Here is a 13,879-nt window from a genome sequence, read left to right on the forward strand (position 1 = left end):
CCTCGGGGCTGCGGCGCGGCACCGTCGCGGCGGCGGCCCCGCCCGCCGCGCGGCGCAGCAGGGCGCGCACCGTCGCCATCTCGGCCATCTCGTGCTCGGTCAGGCGCAGCCCGGTGCGCTGCTCGATCTCGAGCGCGAGGGAGATCCATTCCAGGCTGTCGATGCCGAGGTCGAGCGCCGGACTCGCCTCGGGCGAGAGCGGCTTGCCCGCGTAGCGCGCCTGCAGGATCGCCCAGACCTTACTCGCGCCGGGCGTGGCGATGAGGGCGGCGTCCTCCTCGGAGAGCGGCGGTGGCGCCTCGGGCGCGCGCCCGTGCAGCAGGTCCTCGTAGAGCGCCGGCAGGCGGAAGCGCTGCACCTTGCCGAGCCGTGTGCGCGGCAAGGCCTCCCGTGCCAAGACGTAGCCCGCGAGCCGCTGGTAGGAGGGCAGCCCCTGCGCCGCGGCCACCAGCGCCACCCGCACCACGTCCTCGACCCGGGTGTTGCCGCCGGCGCGGATGGAAGCGAGGTCCGGCAGCACCACGGCGACGAGCGCGCCGGCGCGCTCGAGCACCGCGACCTCCTTGATGGCGGGGTCCGCGCCATAGGCGGCTTCGACCTCCTCCGGCATCACGTTCTTGCCGCCGCCGAGGACGATCATCTCCTTGCAGCGGCCGGTGACGTAGAGGAAGCCGTCGGTGTCGAGCCGGCCGAGATCGCCGGTGCGGAACCAGCCATCCGCGGTGAAGGCGGCGGCATCGGCCTCGGGGTTGTTGCGATAGCCGGCGAAGACGTTGGGGCCGCGCAGCAGGATCTCGCCGATGCCGAGGGCATCGGGGGCGTCGATGCGGATTTCCGTCCCCTCGGCGATCGGCCGGCCCTCCGAGCCGATGCGCTGCGCCCGCGGCGTATTGCCGGTGAAGAGGGAGGCGGTCTCGGCCAGGCCGTAGCCGCTCGCGACCTTCCAGCCCAGCGCCTCGAGCCGCCAGGTCGCGTCGGGGTCGAGCTTGGCGCCGCCGGACACCATCAGCCGCAGGTCCGGCGCCATCTGCGCATGCAGCGAACCGAACAGCCGCCGCCCGATGTCGAGCCCGCCCTTGCGCATGCTGGTGGCGAATTCGAGCAGCCCGCCGAAGACCATGCGTGCAAGCCGGCCCCGCGCGGCGACCCGCGCGTCCAGCCCCGCCAGCAGCGCGACATAGAGCCGCGGCACGCCGATCATGATCGTCGCCCGCCCGGCCTTGAGCGCCTGCACGATCTGCGGGCCGGTCACGGCCTCCGGCAGCACGATCGTCGCGCCGACGGCGAAGGGCGTCATCAGCCCCACCAGGAACGGATAGACGTGATGCAGCGGCAGCGGGACCAGCATGCGGTCTCCGGGCCCGATCAGGCCCTGCGCCAGCACCGCCTTCAGGTTGGCGGTGAGGTTCGCATGCGTCAGCGCGAACAGCTTCGGCGCGCCGGTCGTGCCGGAGGTAGCGACGATCAGCGCCTCGGCGTCGGGCGGAAGGTCGGGCAAGGGTCCGGGTGCGGCGGCGCGCAGCGCGTGCCAGCCATCGGGGGCGTCGGGCTCGTCCACCAGCACGATGCGCAGCCCGTCCCGGCGCGGGATCTCAGCCGCATGTGCGGCGGAGGCGAAAAGCCAGCGGCAGCCGGCATCGGCGATGATCGACGCCGCCTCCGGCGCGCCGGAGAGATCGTCGATGGCGAGCGGCAGCGCGCCCGCCGCGCCGAGCGCCAGCCGCACCACGATCCACTGCGGCGAGCCCGGCGCGTGGATCGCCACCGGCTCCCCGCGCCCGATGCCGGCCGCGATCAGGCCGCTCGCCAGCAGGTGGGCATCCCGCGCGATGGCTGCGGCGGGCCATGCGACGGGCGTCTCGCCCTGCATGGTCACCACGGCCGCCGCGTCACCGCGCGCGGCCAGCGCGGCAATCAGCCGCGCGGGCGTCCAGCATTCGGCGTCGGGGCGCGGCGCGGAAGCCATGGACCGTCTCCATCAGGGATCCGAGGTGATCTTCAGGTGATGGCGGGATGGAATCCAGAGGTGCAAGACGTCGGATGCCGATGGTGCCCGCAATACCCGCAAAATGAATCCTTCCAATTCGCGACCCGATCGCCTATCTAGAGCCCCGTCAGCTTTGTTCGGTTCCGCCGCGCTCTCCCTGCTCGTGATCGAGCGCCGAGCCCGCTGCCCGCTCCCTACAGAAGATTGATCCGACGCACGGTTCCGTGCGGCGGTCGCACCATGTTCGAACGGAACTTCACCATGTCCACTGGCACCATCAAGTGGTTCAACGCGACCAAGGGCTACGGCTTCATCCAGCCCGAGGACGGCACCAAGGACGTCTTCCTCCACATCTCCGACGTCGAGCGTTCGGGGATCGGCACGCCGCAGGAAGGCGACAAGATCGAGTACGACCTCCAGCGCGGCCAGCAGGGCAAGACCTCTGCCACCAACCTGCGTCGGGCCTAAGGCTCGTACTACCTGCCGGCGCCTGACGCCGGCCTAAGTTCACTCATCTCGCGGCGCCGCCCAAAGCGTGCGGCGCCGCGCAAGCAAGAAATTACAATGACAAACCAGACCATCCACCATCGCGGCCAGCGCGAGGCGCTGCCGCACACCATCTCCACCCCGACCAAGACGACCGAGGCGCGGCGCGATCCGATCGGGCTCACGCCCGCCGAGATCCGCCAGATCGTCCTCGACGTGCTAGGCTGAGGCGGCGACGCCACCCGGCACGCAACCCAACGACACAGGACAACAGAAACCCAAGATGCAAGGTCTGAAGCGCGACGACTTCAACGCCCGGCGCGACGCCGCGGCAGCGGCCCGCAAGGCGATGCTCGAAAGGTTCCGCGCCCAGCCGGGGCCGGACGATCCGGTGGTGCAGGAGCGGCTTGCCGCCCAGCTCGCCGTGGCCGAGGCCCGCGAGCAGCGTCGCCTCGAGCGTGAGGCCGCTCGCGTCGCCAAGGCCGAAGCCGACGCCGCCGAAGCCGCCAGGCTCCGCGCCGAACAGGCGGCCCGCGAGGCTGCCGCCGCCGCCGAGGCTGCCGCGCAGGCCCTGCGCGATGCCGAGGCAGCGCGCGAGGCCGCCGAGCAGGCCATGGCGCAGGAGGAACGCGCCGCGCTGCTCGATGCCGATGCGAAGGCCCGTGCCCTCGCCCTCGCCGCCGAGCAGAAGGCGCTGCGCGACGCACGCTACGCCGCCCGCAAGGCGCGCAAGAAGTAGGCGGCCGCTTGCCCGGGGCGGGCGCCGCTCCACAACCATCGACGCGGCCGCGCCACTGGCCCGGCCGCGTCCCAGGAGTTCCCCCAATGGCACACCCGAACGTCGCCACCGCCGCCGGCGCCACCAAGCCCGAGCCCGTCCCCGAGGAAGAGATCGCCTACCTGGCGAAGCGGCACCGCGTCTCGCCCGCCATCGTGCGCGAGATCATCCGCCATTCCGGCGCGACCGAGCGCGGCTCGATCGAGCGCGAGATCGCCAAGGGCAAGGCGCGGCGCTAGGCGGTTCCCGCTCGCGCGGGCCCGCGGCGACCACTCCAGGCTTCTGTTTCTCCAGGAATCTTTGCCCGATCAGGCGATTCCACCTGATCGGGATCCGCGCTGACCCGGATCGCCGGCGGCCGGAACCGGCCGCCGCGCGAGGATGCGCGCCGAAGCATGGCGAGAGGGGTCTCGGCCCACGAGGAAGCCGCCCTCGCGGGGTTCCCCGCCACTGATCCGGCACCCCCGAATGCAAGGAAACCGAGCGGCTTCCGCGCGCCTGGGCGATCGGTGGCGCGCCGTCTTGCGGCGTGCCCCGGCCTCGCGCCGCGGTCGTGGCCATGGCATCCTCCGCGCGACAGCGAGGAACGCCATGCCCGAGACCAATCTGCAGATCCTGCTCAAGCGCCGCCCGGTCGGCGCGCCGGTGCCCGAGGATTTCGAGATCGTCGAGACGACCACCCCTGAGCCCGCCGAGGGCCAGGTGCTGGTGCGCGCGCGCTTTCTCTCCCTCGACCCCTACATGCGCGGGCGCATGGCGGACGTGAAGTCCTATGCCAAGCCGGTGGCGCTCGGCGCCGTGATGGAAGGGCAGACGGCGGGCGAGGTCGTCGCTTCCCGTCATCCGGACTTCAAGGCGGGTGACATCGTGCTCGGCGGCTATGGCTGGCAGCGCTTCTCGGTCGTCGGGCCGGAGCGGCTGTTCAAGGTGCCGGCCGGCAGCTTGCCGCTCTCGACCAGCCTCGGCGTGCTGGGCATGCCGGGGCTGACGGCCTGGACGGGGCTCGAGGATATCGGCCAGCCCAAGGTGGGCGAGACCGTCGTGGTCTCCGCCGCCTCGGGCGCAGTCGGCCAGGTGGTCGGGCAGATCGCGAAGATCCGCGGCTGCAAGGTCGTCGGCATCGCCGGCGGGCAGAAGAAGTGCGACTTCGTGGTGAAGGAGCTCGGCTTCGACGCCTGCCTCGACCACCACGGGGACCTGGACGCGCAACTCGACGCCGCGGCGCCGGAAGGCATCGACGTCTATTGGGAGAATGTCGGCGGCAAGGTGCAGGCGGCGGTCTTCCCGCGCTTCCGCGACTTCGGCCGCATGGTGATGTGCGGCATGATCGCCCAGTACAACGAGGCGCCCGGCGCCGACGCGGCGGGCGCGCCGGTCGGACCCAACCTGGGGCCGGTTGTGCGCAAGCGCCTGCGCATCCAGGGCTTCATCGTCAGCGACAGCGGCTGGTCCCGCTACGGCACCTTCCGCGCCGAGATGGAAGGCTGGATCGCCGCCGGCCGGCTGCGCTGGCGGGAGGACGTGGTGGACGGGCTGCGCAACGCGCCCGGCGCCTTCATCGGCCTGCTGAAGGGTGACAACTTCGGCAAGCTGGTGGTGCGGGTGGATTGATACCGGGCGCCCGAAGGTGAAGCCTTCGGGCGCCCCTCAGAGGCCGGGCGGGAAGCACCCGCATCCCCTTGGCTTCGCCGCACCAGCGGCGGCGCCCATTCGGGCGCCCGGCCCTCCAGGCCGCAGGTAGGAACCTTATCCGCCGCGTATGAGGCCGGGCGAAGTTGCCGGCGGCGCGCGGCGGCCGCGCCGCCATCGTCCCGCCCGCGCGGCGGCCGGATGTCAGGCGCGGAACATGCCGCCGCCGTCCACGTCCACCACCGTGCCGTTGACGTAGTGGCCGCGCGGGGAGGCCAGGAAGACCGCAAGATCGGCGATCTCGCCGGCCTCGATCGGGCGGCCGAAGGGCAGGTTGGTCAGGGTTTCGGCCCAGCGTTCCTCGTCGCCGAACCTCAGCTTCGCGTTGGTGCGCGCCTGCGTCAGCATGCGGTCGGTCTTGGTCACGGCGGGGTTGATGCCGACGACCTTCACGCCATTCGCCTGCACCGCCGCGCCGAGCGCCGAGGTGAACGCGATCAGCGCCGCATTCCCCGCGCCGCCGGCGATGTAGCCCGCGCGCGGCGCGCGGCCGGCCATGCCGATGATGTTGACGATGGCGCCTGAACGCCGCGCCTCCATCGCCGGCAGGTAGAGCTGGCACATGTGGACATAGCCGATGACCTTGAGGTCCCAGGCTTCCTTCCACCGCGCGATGGGAATGTCCTGCAGGCGGCCGGAGGGGATGGCCCCGGCGTTGTTCACCAGGATGTCGATCTCGGGGAAGGCGGCGTGCAGGCGCTCGCGTTCCTCGGTGCGGGAGAGGTCGGCGGCAAGCGTCTCGACGCGCACCTGGCGGGTGGCGCGAAGCCTGTCGGCGGCGGCGGCAAGGGCAGCGGGATCGCGCGCGGAGAGGACGACGTCGCAGCCCTCCGCCGCGAAGGCCTCGGCGCAGGCGAGGCCGATGCCCTTCGAGCCGCCGGTGACCAGCACGCGCTTGCCCTGCAACTGCATGTCCATGGACGGTCTTGCCTCCGCTGTTGGCGGAGGGGGCGCTGCCCCCTCCGGACCTCCCCCGCCAAAGGCCAAAAGGCCTTTGGAAACCTCGACTTGGCACCGTGCCCGGCGGGGGGGATGATGCCGAGGCGTCGTGCCGGGCATCCGAAACGGTTCCCAAAGGCCTTTCGGCCTTTGGCAGGGAGAGGACCGGAGAGGGACGGCGTCCCTCTCCGGTCCCGCCTCAGATCACCAACTCGATCAGGAACGGCCCCGGCCGCGCGAAGGATTGCGCCATCAGGTCGCCGACCTGATCGAGCGTGGTCGCCTGCGCCGCCTCGACGCCCATCGCCCCGGCCATCTTCACCCAGCCGATGTCCGGATTGCCGAGGTCGAGCATGTCCATCGCCGTCCGCCCCGGATTGGCGCCGACGTTCTGATACTCGCCGAGCAGGATCTGGTACTTTCGGTTCGACAGCAGCACCGTCGTCACCGGCAGCTTCTCGCGCGCCTGGGTCCACAGCGACTGCACCGTGTACATCGCCGAGCCGTCCGCCTGCAGGTTGATCACCCGCCGCCCGCCGCCGCCGATCGCGGCACCGGTCGCCTGCGGCATGCCGCCGCCGATGGCGCCGCCGCAGACCTGCATCCAGTCATGCTTCGGCGCGGCGAAGGTCTCGGGGAAGAAGCCGCGGCCGTAGGAGACGCTCTCATCGGCGATGATCGCATCCTCCGGCATCAGCGCCGCGAGGGTGCGCGCCAGCCCTTCCGGCGACGGCGCGCCGCGCGCGCGTTCCGGGCGCGGGCCGGCATCCGGCATCGGGATGGCGGGCGCGTTCAGTTCCTCGCACAGCGCGCGCAGGGCCGCCTCGGCGTCCTGCTCGAACCGCGTCAGGACGTGGACCTGCGCCGTCTCGGGATAGTGCCGCGACGGCACGCCCGGATAGGCGAAGAACCCAATCGGCGCCCTGGCATTGACCAGCACCACGTGCTCGACCCAGGACAGCGCCTTGATCGCCTGGTCCGCCGGATAGGGCACGCGCTCGAGCGGCAGGCGCCCCTGGCCGCGCTGCATGCGGCCATTGGAGCCCTCGGCCATCAGCTTCACGCCGGTCGCCTGCGAGGCGCGCCAGGCGAAAGCCTGCGCGCCTTCCCGCAGCGCCTTGCCGCCGAGCAGGATCAGCACGTTCTTCTTCTCGCGCAGGATGCGCGCGACGTTGCGTACCGTATGCGGGTCGGCCGGCTGCGCCTGCGGCACCGCGAGAGGCTGCGCCACCACGCCGCCTTCGTCCCAGCAGGTGTCGGACGGCAGGATCATGGTCGCGATCTGCCCCGGCGAGGTCAGCGCCGCCTGCACGGCGGCGGCGGCATCGGCGCCGACATCGGCCGCGCGCGTGGAGGTCCGCATCCACTGCGAGACGCCGCGCGCCCAGCCTTCCGTATCGGCGGTCAGCGGTGCGTCGAAGGGCCGGTGGTAGGTCGCCTGGTCGCCGACGCAGTTGACTATGCCCGAGCGCGCGCGGCGCGCGTTGTGCAGGTTGGCGAGGCCGTTCGCGAGGCCCGGCCCGCAATGCAGCAGGGTGGCGGCCGGCTTCCCGGCCATGCGCCAATAGCCGTCGGCCATGCCGGTGACGACGTTCTCCTGCAGGCCGAGCACGCACTTCATGCCGGGAATCCGGTCCAGCGCCGCGACGAAATGCATCTCGCTCGTGCCGGGGTTGGCGAAGCACACCTCAACCCCGCAGCCGAGCAACGTATGGACCAGACTTTCCGCACCGTTCACCGAGTAATCTCCCTAAGGCAAGGAGGGCGCAGCCTGCGCGGGACTGCGCGCGCGGGCAAGGGCACGGGCCTGCCGGCCTGTCATGTTTCCGCAATGCGCTCCCTCGCACGCACGACGTTGCGGCTCCCGCGCGAAGGGGGCGCCGCATCCGCGGAAAGGCTTTGTTCAGGCCTTGCGTGATTTCGTGGACGGCGTTGAAGGAGGTTGACGATTTCTCCGCGTCCCGAGCCTCGCGGTCCCGATGCACGCCCCTGGGGCCCGCAGGGCGGGCTGCTGCGCCGCACGATCGCGAACGGCGCCAAGCTGTTCGGCGCCGCCGCGCCGCCGGAACCGCCTGCCGCTGCGCCACCCTTGCCCGACCCGGATCAGCCTCCGGCCGTGCCGCCCGCCCCGAGGGTGAGGCGGCGCGACTGGACGGATCGGCTGTGGGGGGAGGGCCTCGCCTTCCCCGGCGGCGCGGCCGAGGTGCTGCGCCTGGCCTCCCTCCTGCCCCTGGCGCCGGAGGCGACGCTGCTGCTCGCCGGCGGTGGCGCCCGCGCCGCGGCGTCCCTGGTGTCGGGCGCCCGCGGCTGCTTCGTCGCGGCCTTCGAGCCGGAAGCGCTGGCCACCGATGTCGCAGCGCCGCCCCGCGCGCCGGTCCGCAAGGTCACGACCGAGCCCTTCGACGCCGCCGCCCCGGGCTTCCGCCGCGGCTACCACCATCATGCCCTGCTGCTGGAACCCTTCCGTGTCGGTGGGACGCCGGATCTGCTCATGAGCGCGGCGGCGCAGGCACTGCGGCCGGGCGGGCAGGTGGTGCTGGTGGACCTCGTCGCGCGCGGTTCGTCGTTTGCCGGCGGGGATGCCCGCTGGCTTGAGGCCGAGGGCCGCGCTGGCGCCCCGCCTGCCGAGGATGCCGTGCCCGCGGCCATGGAGCGGGCGGGCTTCGCCATCCATGTGGTCGAGGATGCCGGTCCGCGGCACCGCCAGTCGGTGATCGAGGGCTGGCGTGCCTTGCTGCAGGCGCTGCGCGAGCAGGACGACCGGCCCGATCCCCAGGCCGCCGGTGCCCTGGTGGCGGAGGCTGAGGCCTGGCTGCTGCGCCTCAGGCTGATGAAGGAGGGCCGGCTGCGGCTGTTGCGCTGGCACGCCTCGATGATGCGGCCACCGGGCTGATGCGCGCCGCGCTGCCCGGCTGGACCCCCCTGGTCTTGCACGCGGCCGTCCGACCGGCCCGGCGTGCCGACGCGCCCGGCAACGACGCCGGGCGCCTCACTCGGCGGCGTCAGCCGCCAGCCAGGGCCAGCGCATCGCCACCACCGGGCTCGACGGTTCGTAGGCGAGGCAGGTGCCGATGATCTTCGGCCGCTCGCGCTTGGCGCCGGCGGCCTCCCGGGCCAGTTCCTTCTGGCGGCGCACCGGATAGAGCGTCTGGAACGCGACGGTCGCCATCTGGGCCAGCACTTCCCGCAGGTGGGTGCAGCCCAGCACGCCGCCGACGCGTTCCTGCACCGCGCGGTTGAAGCCCGGGCCGATCTTCAGCCCGGCGAGTCGCGCGAAGTTCGGTGCCGCCTGCGGGCAGACGGAATAGGGGGTGTGGTCCGAGGCCGCCTCGCAGGCGTGGATCAGCATGTCGTCGTCGACGGTCAGGCGGATCCACATGCCGTGCAGCGGCGTGCCGGGGGGCATCCAGCCGCGTTCTTCCTGCTCGAAGCCGTAGAACTTGGTGTCGAGCAGGTGCGCCTCGATGTCGTAGAGCCCGTCCGCGCGCCGGTAGCCGTGCATGTCGATCTGCCGGCGGTGCATCGGTTCGCGGTCGGCGGGGGCGGAAAGCGGCATGGACAGTCCCGGATGCTGAAGCGCGTATGCTTCCGGTAACGCAGCCCTGGCCTGATGACCAGACAACCGGACGCAGCCCTGCTTCCCCTTCAAGGCGGGGTCCGGGGTCCGCCGCGGACCCCGGCGGAGCGCGAGGCGGAGCCTCGCATCCCCCTCTCAGCCCGTGGCGCCCTCATCCCGCAGCAGGGCGGTTACTGCCTCGGCCGGCACCTCGGAACTGGTGAAGCAGTCCCCGGCGCCGCGCATGAGGACGAAGCGCATCTGCCCGTCGCGGTTCTTCTTGTCCTTGGCCATGCGGCCCATCAGCGCGTCGATGGTGAAGCGCCGCGGCAGGTCGGCGATGCGCGCCGGCAGGCCCACGGCGGCGAGATGCCCGATGACGCGCGACGGCCATTCCTGGCTGCAATGCCCGAGCCTCGCCGAGAGCGAGGCCGCGAGCCCGAGCCCGACCGCCACGGCTTCCCCGTGCAGCAGGGTACCGTCGAAGCCGGCCTCGGCTTCCAGCGCATGGCCGAAGGTGTGGCCGAGATTGAGCAGGGCGCGCCCGCCCTCGGCACTTTCCTCCCGCTCGTCGGCGACGACGACGGAGGCCTTCAGCCGGCAGGATTCCAGCACCGCATGGGTCAGCGCATCGGCCTCCCCGGCGACGGCAGCGGCGCCGTGGGTCTCGCACCAGTCCCACAGGGCGCCTTCCAGCAGCCCGTGCTTGGCGACCTCGGCATAGCCGGCGCGGAGTTCGCGCAGCGGCAGGGTGGCCAGGGTGTCGGTGTCGGCCAGCACGATGCGCGGCTGGTGGAAGGCACCGGCGAGGTTCTTGCCGGCCTTGAGGTTCACGCCGGTCTTGCCGCCGACGCTCGAATCGACCTGCGCCAGCAGCGTGGTCGGCACCTGGACGAAGGGCAGGCCGCGCATGGCGACGGCGGCGGCGAACCCGGCCAGGTCGCCGACCACCCCGCCGCCCAGCGCGACGACCGCCGTGCGCCGGTCCACCCCGGCGCCGAGCATCTGCTCCAGCACCTCCTGCAGGCGGGAGAAATCCTTGCTGGCTTCGCCGGGCGGCACGGCGACCTCGGCCAGGATGGCGATGCCCGCGGCTTCGAGCCCGGCGCGCAGGGCGGGCAGGTGCAGCGGCGCGACCGCCGAATCGGTGATGACGACGACCCGGCGCGCCGGCAGCACGGGGCCGATCAGCCCGCCGGCACGGGAGAGCAGGCCGGGGCCGACCACCACATCGTAGGACCGGTCGCCGAGCCCGACCGGCAGGCGGCGCGGCGGGACGACGGCGTCGAGCGCATCCTGGACCCGGCGCGTGGTGACCTCGGGGCTTTCGTCGGTGCAGGTCACGGTCAGGTCGGCCTCGGCATAGAAGGGGTGCCGCGCGGTCATGAGGCGCTGCAACACCTCGGCCGGGTCGGCGTTGAGGAACATCGGGCGATGTTCCCGCCCCGCCACGCGGCGGAGCAGGGTCGCGATGGAGCAGCGCAGCCAGAGCGTCCGCGCGCCGCTCGCCTTGATGGCGGCGCGGGTGGCGGCATCGGCGAAGGCCCCGCCGCCGGTGGCGAGCACCAGCGGCGGGCCGGCCAGCAGGCGGGTGATGACGCGCCGTTCCCCGTCGCGGAAATGCGGTTCCCCGTAGCGGGCGAAAATTTCCGTGATCGGCATGCCGGCGGCGGCCTCGATCTCGGCATCGGCGTCGCGGAAGGGCAGGCCGAGGCGGGCCGCCAGGCGCTTGCCGATCGCGGTCTTCCCGGCACCAGGCATGCCAACGAGCACCACGCTGTGCGCAACCGCCGGGGGCGGCTGCGCGTCGGCCTGGGGGGGCAGCAGGAGCTCTTCGTCAGGAAGATCGAGGGCGGAGTTGCGCGACACGGGGGCGGAGGCTAGCACAGAACCGCTGGTCCGTGAGGGAGCCGCCTGGCCTGATGTCCCGCAGCCCATTCCTGCTGCTCTTGTTGTTGGTTCTCGGCGTGCTCGCCGTGGGGCTGCTGGCGATCGGCGCCTTTCCGCCGGCCGTTCCGCCGCAGCAGGTCGAGCGCGCCCTGCCAAACGAACGGTTCCAGACCGGCCGATAGAGCGGGCATGTCGACGCATGCGGCCCGTTCCAGCCGTGTGCGACAGGCGCTGATTCCCGCCCGTATCCGGCCTGACGCGGAATTGTCATCCTCGTCTTGATGCGTCGCAAGCCGCCTCGGCGCGGCTCGCGCGATACGTGCCGTCTCGCAATGGAGAGAAGGGGACCGCGACCGTGGCGCAGACGATGAAGGCGGCGGTGTTCGTCGAACCGGGGAAGATCCGGCTCCAGGAGAAGAAGGTCCCGGAAGTGGGGCCGAACGACGCCCTGCTGCGCGTCACCACCACCACCATCTGCGGCACCGACGTCCATATCCTGAAGGGCGAATATCCGGTTGAGCGCGGCCTGACGATCGGCCACGAGCCGGTCGGCGTGATCGAGCGACTCGGCTCCGGCGTGAAGGGATACCGGGAAGGACAGCGCGCCATCGCCGGCGCCATCACGCCCTCCGGCTGGTCCAATGCCTGCCTGTGCGGCAAGTGCAGCCAGGACGGCGCCGGCACGAAGCATGGCTGGCGCCCGATGGGCGGCTGGCGATTCGGCAACACCATCGACGGCTGCCAGGCGGAATACGTGCTGGTGCCGGACGCGTTGGCGAACCTGGCGCCGGTGCCCGACGACCTGACCGACGAACAGGTGCTGATGTGCCCGGACATCATGTCCACCGGCTTCTCGGGCGCGGAGAGCGGCGAGGTGAGGATCGGCGACACCGTCGCGGTCTTCGCCCAGGGGCCGATCGGGCTCTGCGCCACGGCGGGCGCGAAGCTGATGGGCGCGACGACCATCATCGCCGTGGACCGCGTGCCGGAACGCCTCGCCATCGCGCAGAAACTCGGTGCCACGCATGTGGTGGACTTCAGCAAGGTGAACCCGGTCGAGGAGATCATGCGGATCACCGACGGGCGCGGCTGCGACGTCTCGGTCGAGGCGCTCGGCACCCAGGTGACCTTCGAATCGGCGCTGCGCGTGCTGCGGCCGGGCGGGACGCTGTCCTCGCTCGGCGTGTATTCGACCGACCTGAAGATCCCCTACGACGCCTTCGCGGCAGGGCTCGGGGACCATAAGATCGTGACGACGCTATGCCCCGGCGGGAAGGAGCGGATGCGGCGGCTGATGGAGGTGATCTCCTCCGGCCGCGCCGACCTGCGCGCGATGGTCACGCACCGCTTCAAGCTGGATCAGATCGAGGAGGCCTATGACCTCTTCAGTCACCAGCGGGATGGGGTGATGAAGGTGGCCATTACGCCCTGATGGCGCGGATCGAGGGGGGCTTTGCCCCCTCGAGCACCCCCACCAGGGGACTGCGGTCCCCTGGACCCGCGGTGACTTGAAGTTCCGGTTTCCAAAGGCCTTTCGGCCTTTGGTGGGGAGAGCCCGAGAGGGGCGGCGCCCCTCTCGGACATTGCGGCAAATGCCGAATCGCCCGCAGCTTCCGGCCATGTCCGGCGCCCACCATGTCGAGTCCTTCCTGGAAATGCTCGCCGCCGAGCGCGGCGCCGCGCGCAACACGCTCGCCGCCTACAAGTCCGATCTCGACGATTTCGAGGGCTTTGCCATCCGGCGCGGCGTGCCAATCCACGCAGCCGATGCCGACACCCTGCGCGCCTGGGTCGCCGGCCTGGCGGCGGCCGGATTCGCCGCCCGCACCCAGGCGAGGCGCCTGTCCGCCATCCGCCAGTTCCACCGCTTCCTGGCGCGGGAGGGCATCCGCCCCGACGACCCGACCGAATTGCTCGAAAGCCCCCGCCTGCCCGCCAGCCTGCCCAAGGCGCTGAGCGAGGCGGAGGTCGAATCGCTCATCGCCGCGGCCTCCGCCCTGCCGGGCCGCAAGGGGGTGGTGGCCGCGGCGGCGGTGGAACTCCTCTACTGTTCCGGACTGCGGGCGAGTGAGCTGGTCAGCCTGCCCGCCGCCGCCCTGCGCCCGGACGAAAGCCTGGTCGCCATCCGCGGGAAGGGCGGCAAGGAAAGGCTGGTGCCGGTTTCGGCCCGCGCGCGCGACCTGGCGCTCACCGCCCGCGCCGGGGCGGCGGAGAAGGCCGGGCCGCGGGGCGCGCGCTGGCTGTTTCCCTCCCGCGCCGCCGCCGGGCACCTGACGCGGCAATCCCTGGCGCTGTTGCTGAAGGAAGCGGCCCTCGCCGCGGGCCTCGACCCCGCCCGGGTCAGCCCGCATGTGCTCAGGCATTCCTTCGCTTCCCACCTGCTGGCGCGGGGGGCGGACCTGCGCAGCCTGCAGGTCTTGCTGGGCCATGCGGACATCGCAACCACCCAGATCTACACCAAGGTCCTGGAGGGCCGGCTGAAGGCTCTGGTGGAGGCGCACCATCCCCTTGCGCGGGAGGGGGTCGCGCCCCGCCCCGAATTCGGCTAACCCCC

14 protein-coding genes are annotated in these 13,879 nt (G+C 72.1%); 9 read left to right on the forward strand and 5 right to left on the reverse strand.

The features are described 5' to 3' along the window. Positions 1–1,966 (reverse strand): non-ribosomal peptide synthetase (locus GXW76_RS18725; RefSeq protein ID WP_211863623.1); only part of this gene is annotated, 1,966 nt, incomplete at its 3' end. Positions 1,967–2,248: 282 nt separating this feature from the next. Here GXW76_RS18725 and GXW76_RS18730 point away from each other — a divergent pair. The 5 genes from GXW76_RS18730 (at position 2,249) to GXW76_RS18750 (ending at position 4,862) form a co-directional block, all read left to right on the forward strand. Next, entirely contained in the window at positions 2,249–2,455 is a 207-nt protein-coding gene (locus tag GXW76_RS18730) for a cold-shock protein (RefSeq protein ID WP_211863624.1), read from the forward strand. 96 nt (positions 2,456–2,551) lie between these two features. Further along, positions 2,552–2,701 carry a hypothetical protein gene (locus GXW76_RS18735; protein WP_211863625.1) on the forward strand — a complete coding sequence of 50 codons (150 nt, stop codon included), beginning with the start codon at positions 2,552–2,554 and terminating at the stop codon, positions 2,699–2,701. A 55-nt stretch (positions 2,702–2,756) separates the two neighbouring features. Continuing rightward, positions 2,757–3,212, forward strand: a complete 456-nt coding sequence (locus GXW76_RS18740) for a DUF6481 family protein (protein WP_211863626.1) — start codon at positions 2,757–2,759, stop codon at positions 3,210–3,212. 86 nt (positions 3,213–3,298) lie between these two features. After that, the gene (locus GXW76_RS18745; RefSeq protein ID WP_211863627.1) at positions 3,299–3,490 is read left to right on the forward strand and encodes a hypothetical protein; all 192 of its coding nucleotides are present in this window, start codon (positions 3,299–3,301) and stop codon (positions 3,488–3,490) included. Positions 3,491–3,842: 352 nt separating this feature from the next. After that, positions 3,843–4,862, forward strand: a complete 1,020-nt coding sequence (locus tag GXW76_RS18750) for an NADP-dependent oxidoreductase (protein ID WP_211863628.1) — start codon at positions 3,843–3,845, stop codon at positions 4,860–4,862. 222 nt (positions 4,863–5,084) lie between these two features. Here the strand turns inward: GXW76_RS18750 and GXW76_RS18755 are convergent, their stop codons facing one another. Then, on the reverse strand, positions 5,085–5,858 hold the full coding sequence (locus GXW76_RS18755; RefSeq protein ID WP_211863629.1) for a short-chain dehydrogenase/reductase: 774 nt from the start codon (positions 5,856–5,858) through the stop codon (positions 5,085–5,087). A 220-nt stretch (positions 5,859–6,078) separates the two neighbouring features. Further along, on the reverse strand, positions 6,079–7,617 hold the full coding sequence (locus tag GXW76_RS18760) for an acetolactate synthase large subunit (protein WP_211863630.1): 1,539 nt from the start codon (positions 7,615–7,617) through the stop codon (positions 6,079–6,081). 204 nt (positions 7,618–7,821) lie between these two features. On the opposite strand from GXW76_RS18760, the gene GXW76_RS18765 reads away from it, so the two are divergent. Continuing rightward, positions 7,822–8,772, forward strand: a complete 951-nt coding sequence (locus GXW76_RS18765; protein ID WP_211863631.1) for a hypothetical protein — start codon at positions 7,822–7,824, stop codon at positions 8,770–8,772. Between the two features lie 96 nt (positions 8,773–8,868). Here the strand turns inward: GXW76_RS18765 and GXW76_RS18770 are convergent, their stop codons facing one another. Together GXW76_RS18770 and aroB are read right to left on the reverse strand one after the other, a co-directional pair. After that, on the reverse strand, positions 8,869–9,435 hold the full coding sequence (locus tag GXW76_RS18770; protein WP_211863632.1) for a DUF2889 domain-containing protein: 567 nt from the start codon (positions 9,433–9,435) through the stop codon (positions 8,869–8,871). Between the two features lie 156 nt (positions 9,436–9,591). After that, a complete protein-coding gene (gene aroB / locus GXW76_RS18775; protein WP_211863633.1) occupies positions 9,592–11,373 on the reverse strand; it encodes a 3-dehydroquinate synthase in 1,782 nt (593 codons plus the stop codon). On the opposite strand from aroB, the gene GXW76_RS18780 reads away from it, so the two are divergent. The 3 genes from GXW76_RS18780 to GXW76_RS18790 all read left to right on the forward strand — a co-directional run bounded on the left by GXW76_RS18780 (position 11,358) and on the right by GXW76_RS18790 (position 13,874). Beyond that, complete coding sequence (locus GXW76_RS18780; protein WP_211863634.1) at positions 11,358–11,507, forward strand: hypothetical protein; 150 nt, start codon at positions 11,358–11,360, stop codon at positions 11,505–11,507. The genes aroB and GXW76_RS18780 overlap by 16 nt on opposite strands. Before the next feature lie 173 nt (positions 11,508–11,680). Next, positions 11,681–12,757 (forward strand): NAD(P)-dependent alcohol dehydrogenase, encoded by a 1,077-nt coding sequence (locus GXW76_RS18785; RefSeq protein WP_338150996.1) that lies wholly within the window; start codon positions 11,681–11,683, stop codon positions 12,755–12,757. Between the two features lie 160 nt (positions 12,758–12,917). Continuing rightward, positions 12,918–13,874 (forward strand): tyrosine recombinase, encoded by a 957-nt coding sequence (locus tag GXW76_RS18790; protein WP_246514513.1) that lies wholly within the window; start codon positions 12,918–12,920, stop codon positions 13,872–13,874. Positions 13,875–13,879: the final 5 nt, after the last annotated feature.

Source organism: Neoroseomonas soli (genome assembly GCF_018129065.1).
Lineage (GTDB): Bacteria > Pseudomonadota > Alphaproteobacteria > Acetobacterales > Acetobacteraceae > Neoroseomonas > Neoroseomonas soli.

Excerpts from the sequence above, each read along its gene's own strand:
- GXW76_RS18730 (WP_211863624.1), top strand. The coding sequence starts at position 2,249 with ATGTCCACTGGCACCATCAAGTGGTTCAACGCGACCAAGGGCTACGGC.
- GXW76_RS18735 (WP_211863625.1), top strand. The coding sequence starts at position 2,552 with ATGACAAACCAGACCATCCACCATCGCGGCCAGCGCGAGGCGCTGCCG.
- GXW76_RS18740 (WP_211863626.1), top strand. The coding sequence starts at position 2,757 with ATGCAAGGTCTGAAGCGCGACGACTTCAACGCCCGGCGCGACGCCGCG.
- GXW76_RS18745 (WP_211863627.1), top strand. The coding sequence starts at position 3,299 with ATGGCACACCCGAACGTCGCCACCGCCGCCGGCGCCACCAAGCCCGAG.
- GXW76_RS18750 (WP_211863628.1), top strand. The coding sequence starts at position 3,843 with ATGCCCGAGACCAATCTGCAGATCCTGCTCAAGCGCCGCCCGGTCGGC.
- GXW76_RS18755 (WP_211863629.1), bottom strand. The coding sequence starts at position 5,858 with ATGGACATGCAGTTGCAGGGCAAGCGCGTGCTGGTCACCGGCGGCTCG.
- GXW76_RS18770 (WP_211863632.1), bottom strand. The coding sequence starts at position 9,435 with ATGCCGCTTTCCGCCCCCGCCGACCGCGAACCGATGCACCGCCGGCAG.
- GXW76_RS18780 (WP_211863634.1), top strand. The coding sequence starts at position 11,358 with ATGTCCCGCAGCCCATTCCTGCTGCTCTTGTTGTTGGTTCTCGGCGTG.
- aroB (WP_211863633.1), bottom strand. The coding sequence starts at position 11,373 with ATGGGCTGCGGGACATCAGGCCAGGCGGCTCCCTCACGGACCAGCGGT.
- GXW76_RS18790 (WP_246514513.1), top strand. The coding sequence starts at position 12,918 with ATGCCGAATCGCCCGCAGCTTCCGGCCATGTCCGGCGCCCACCATGTC.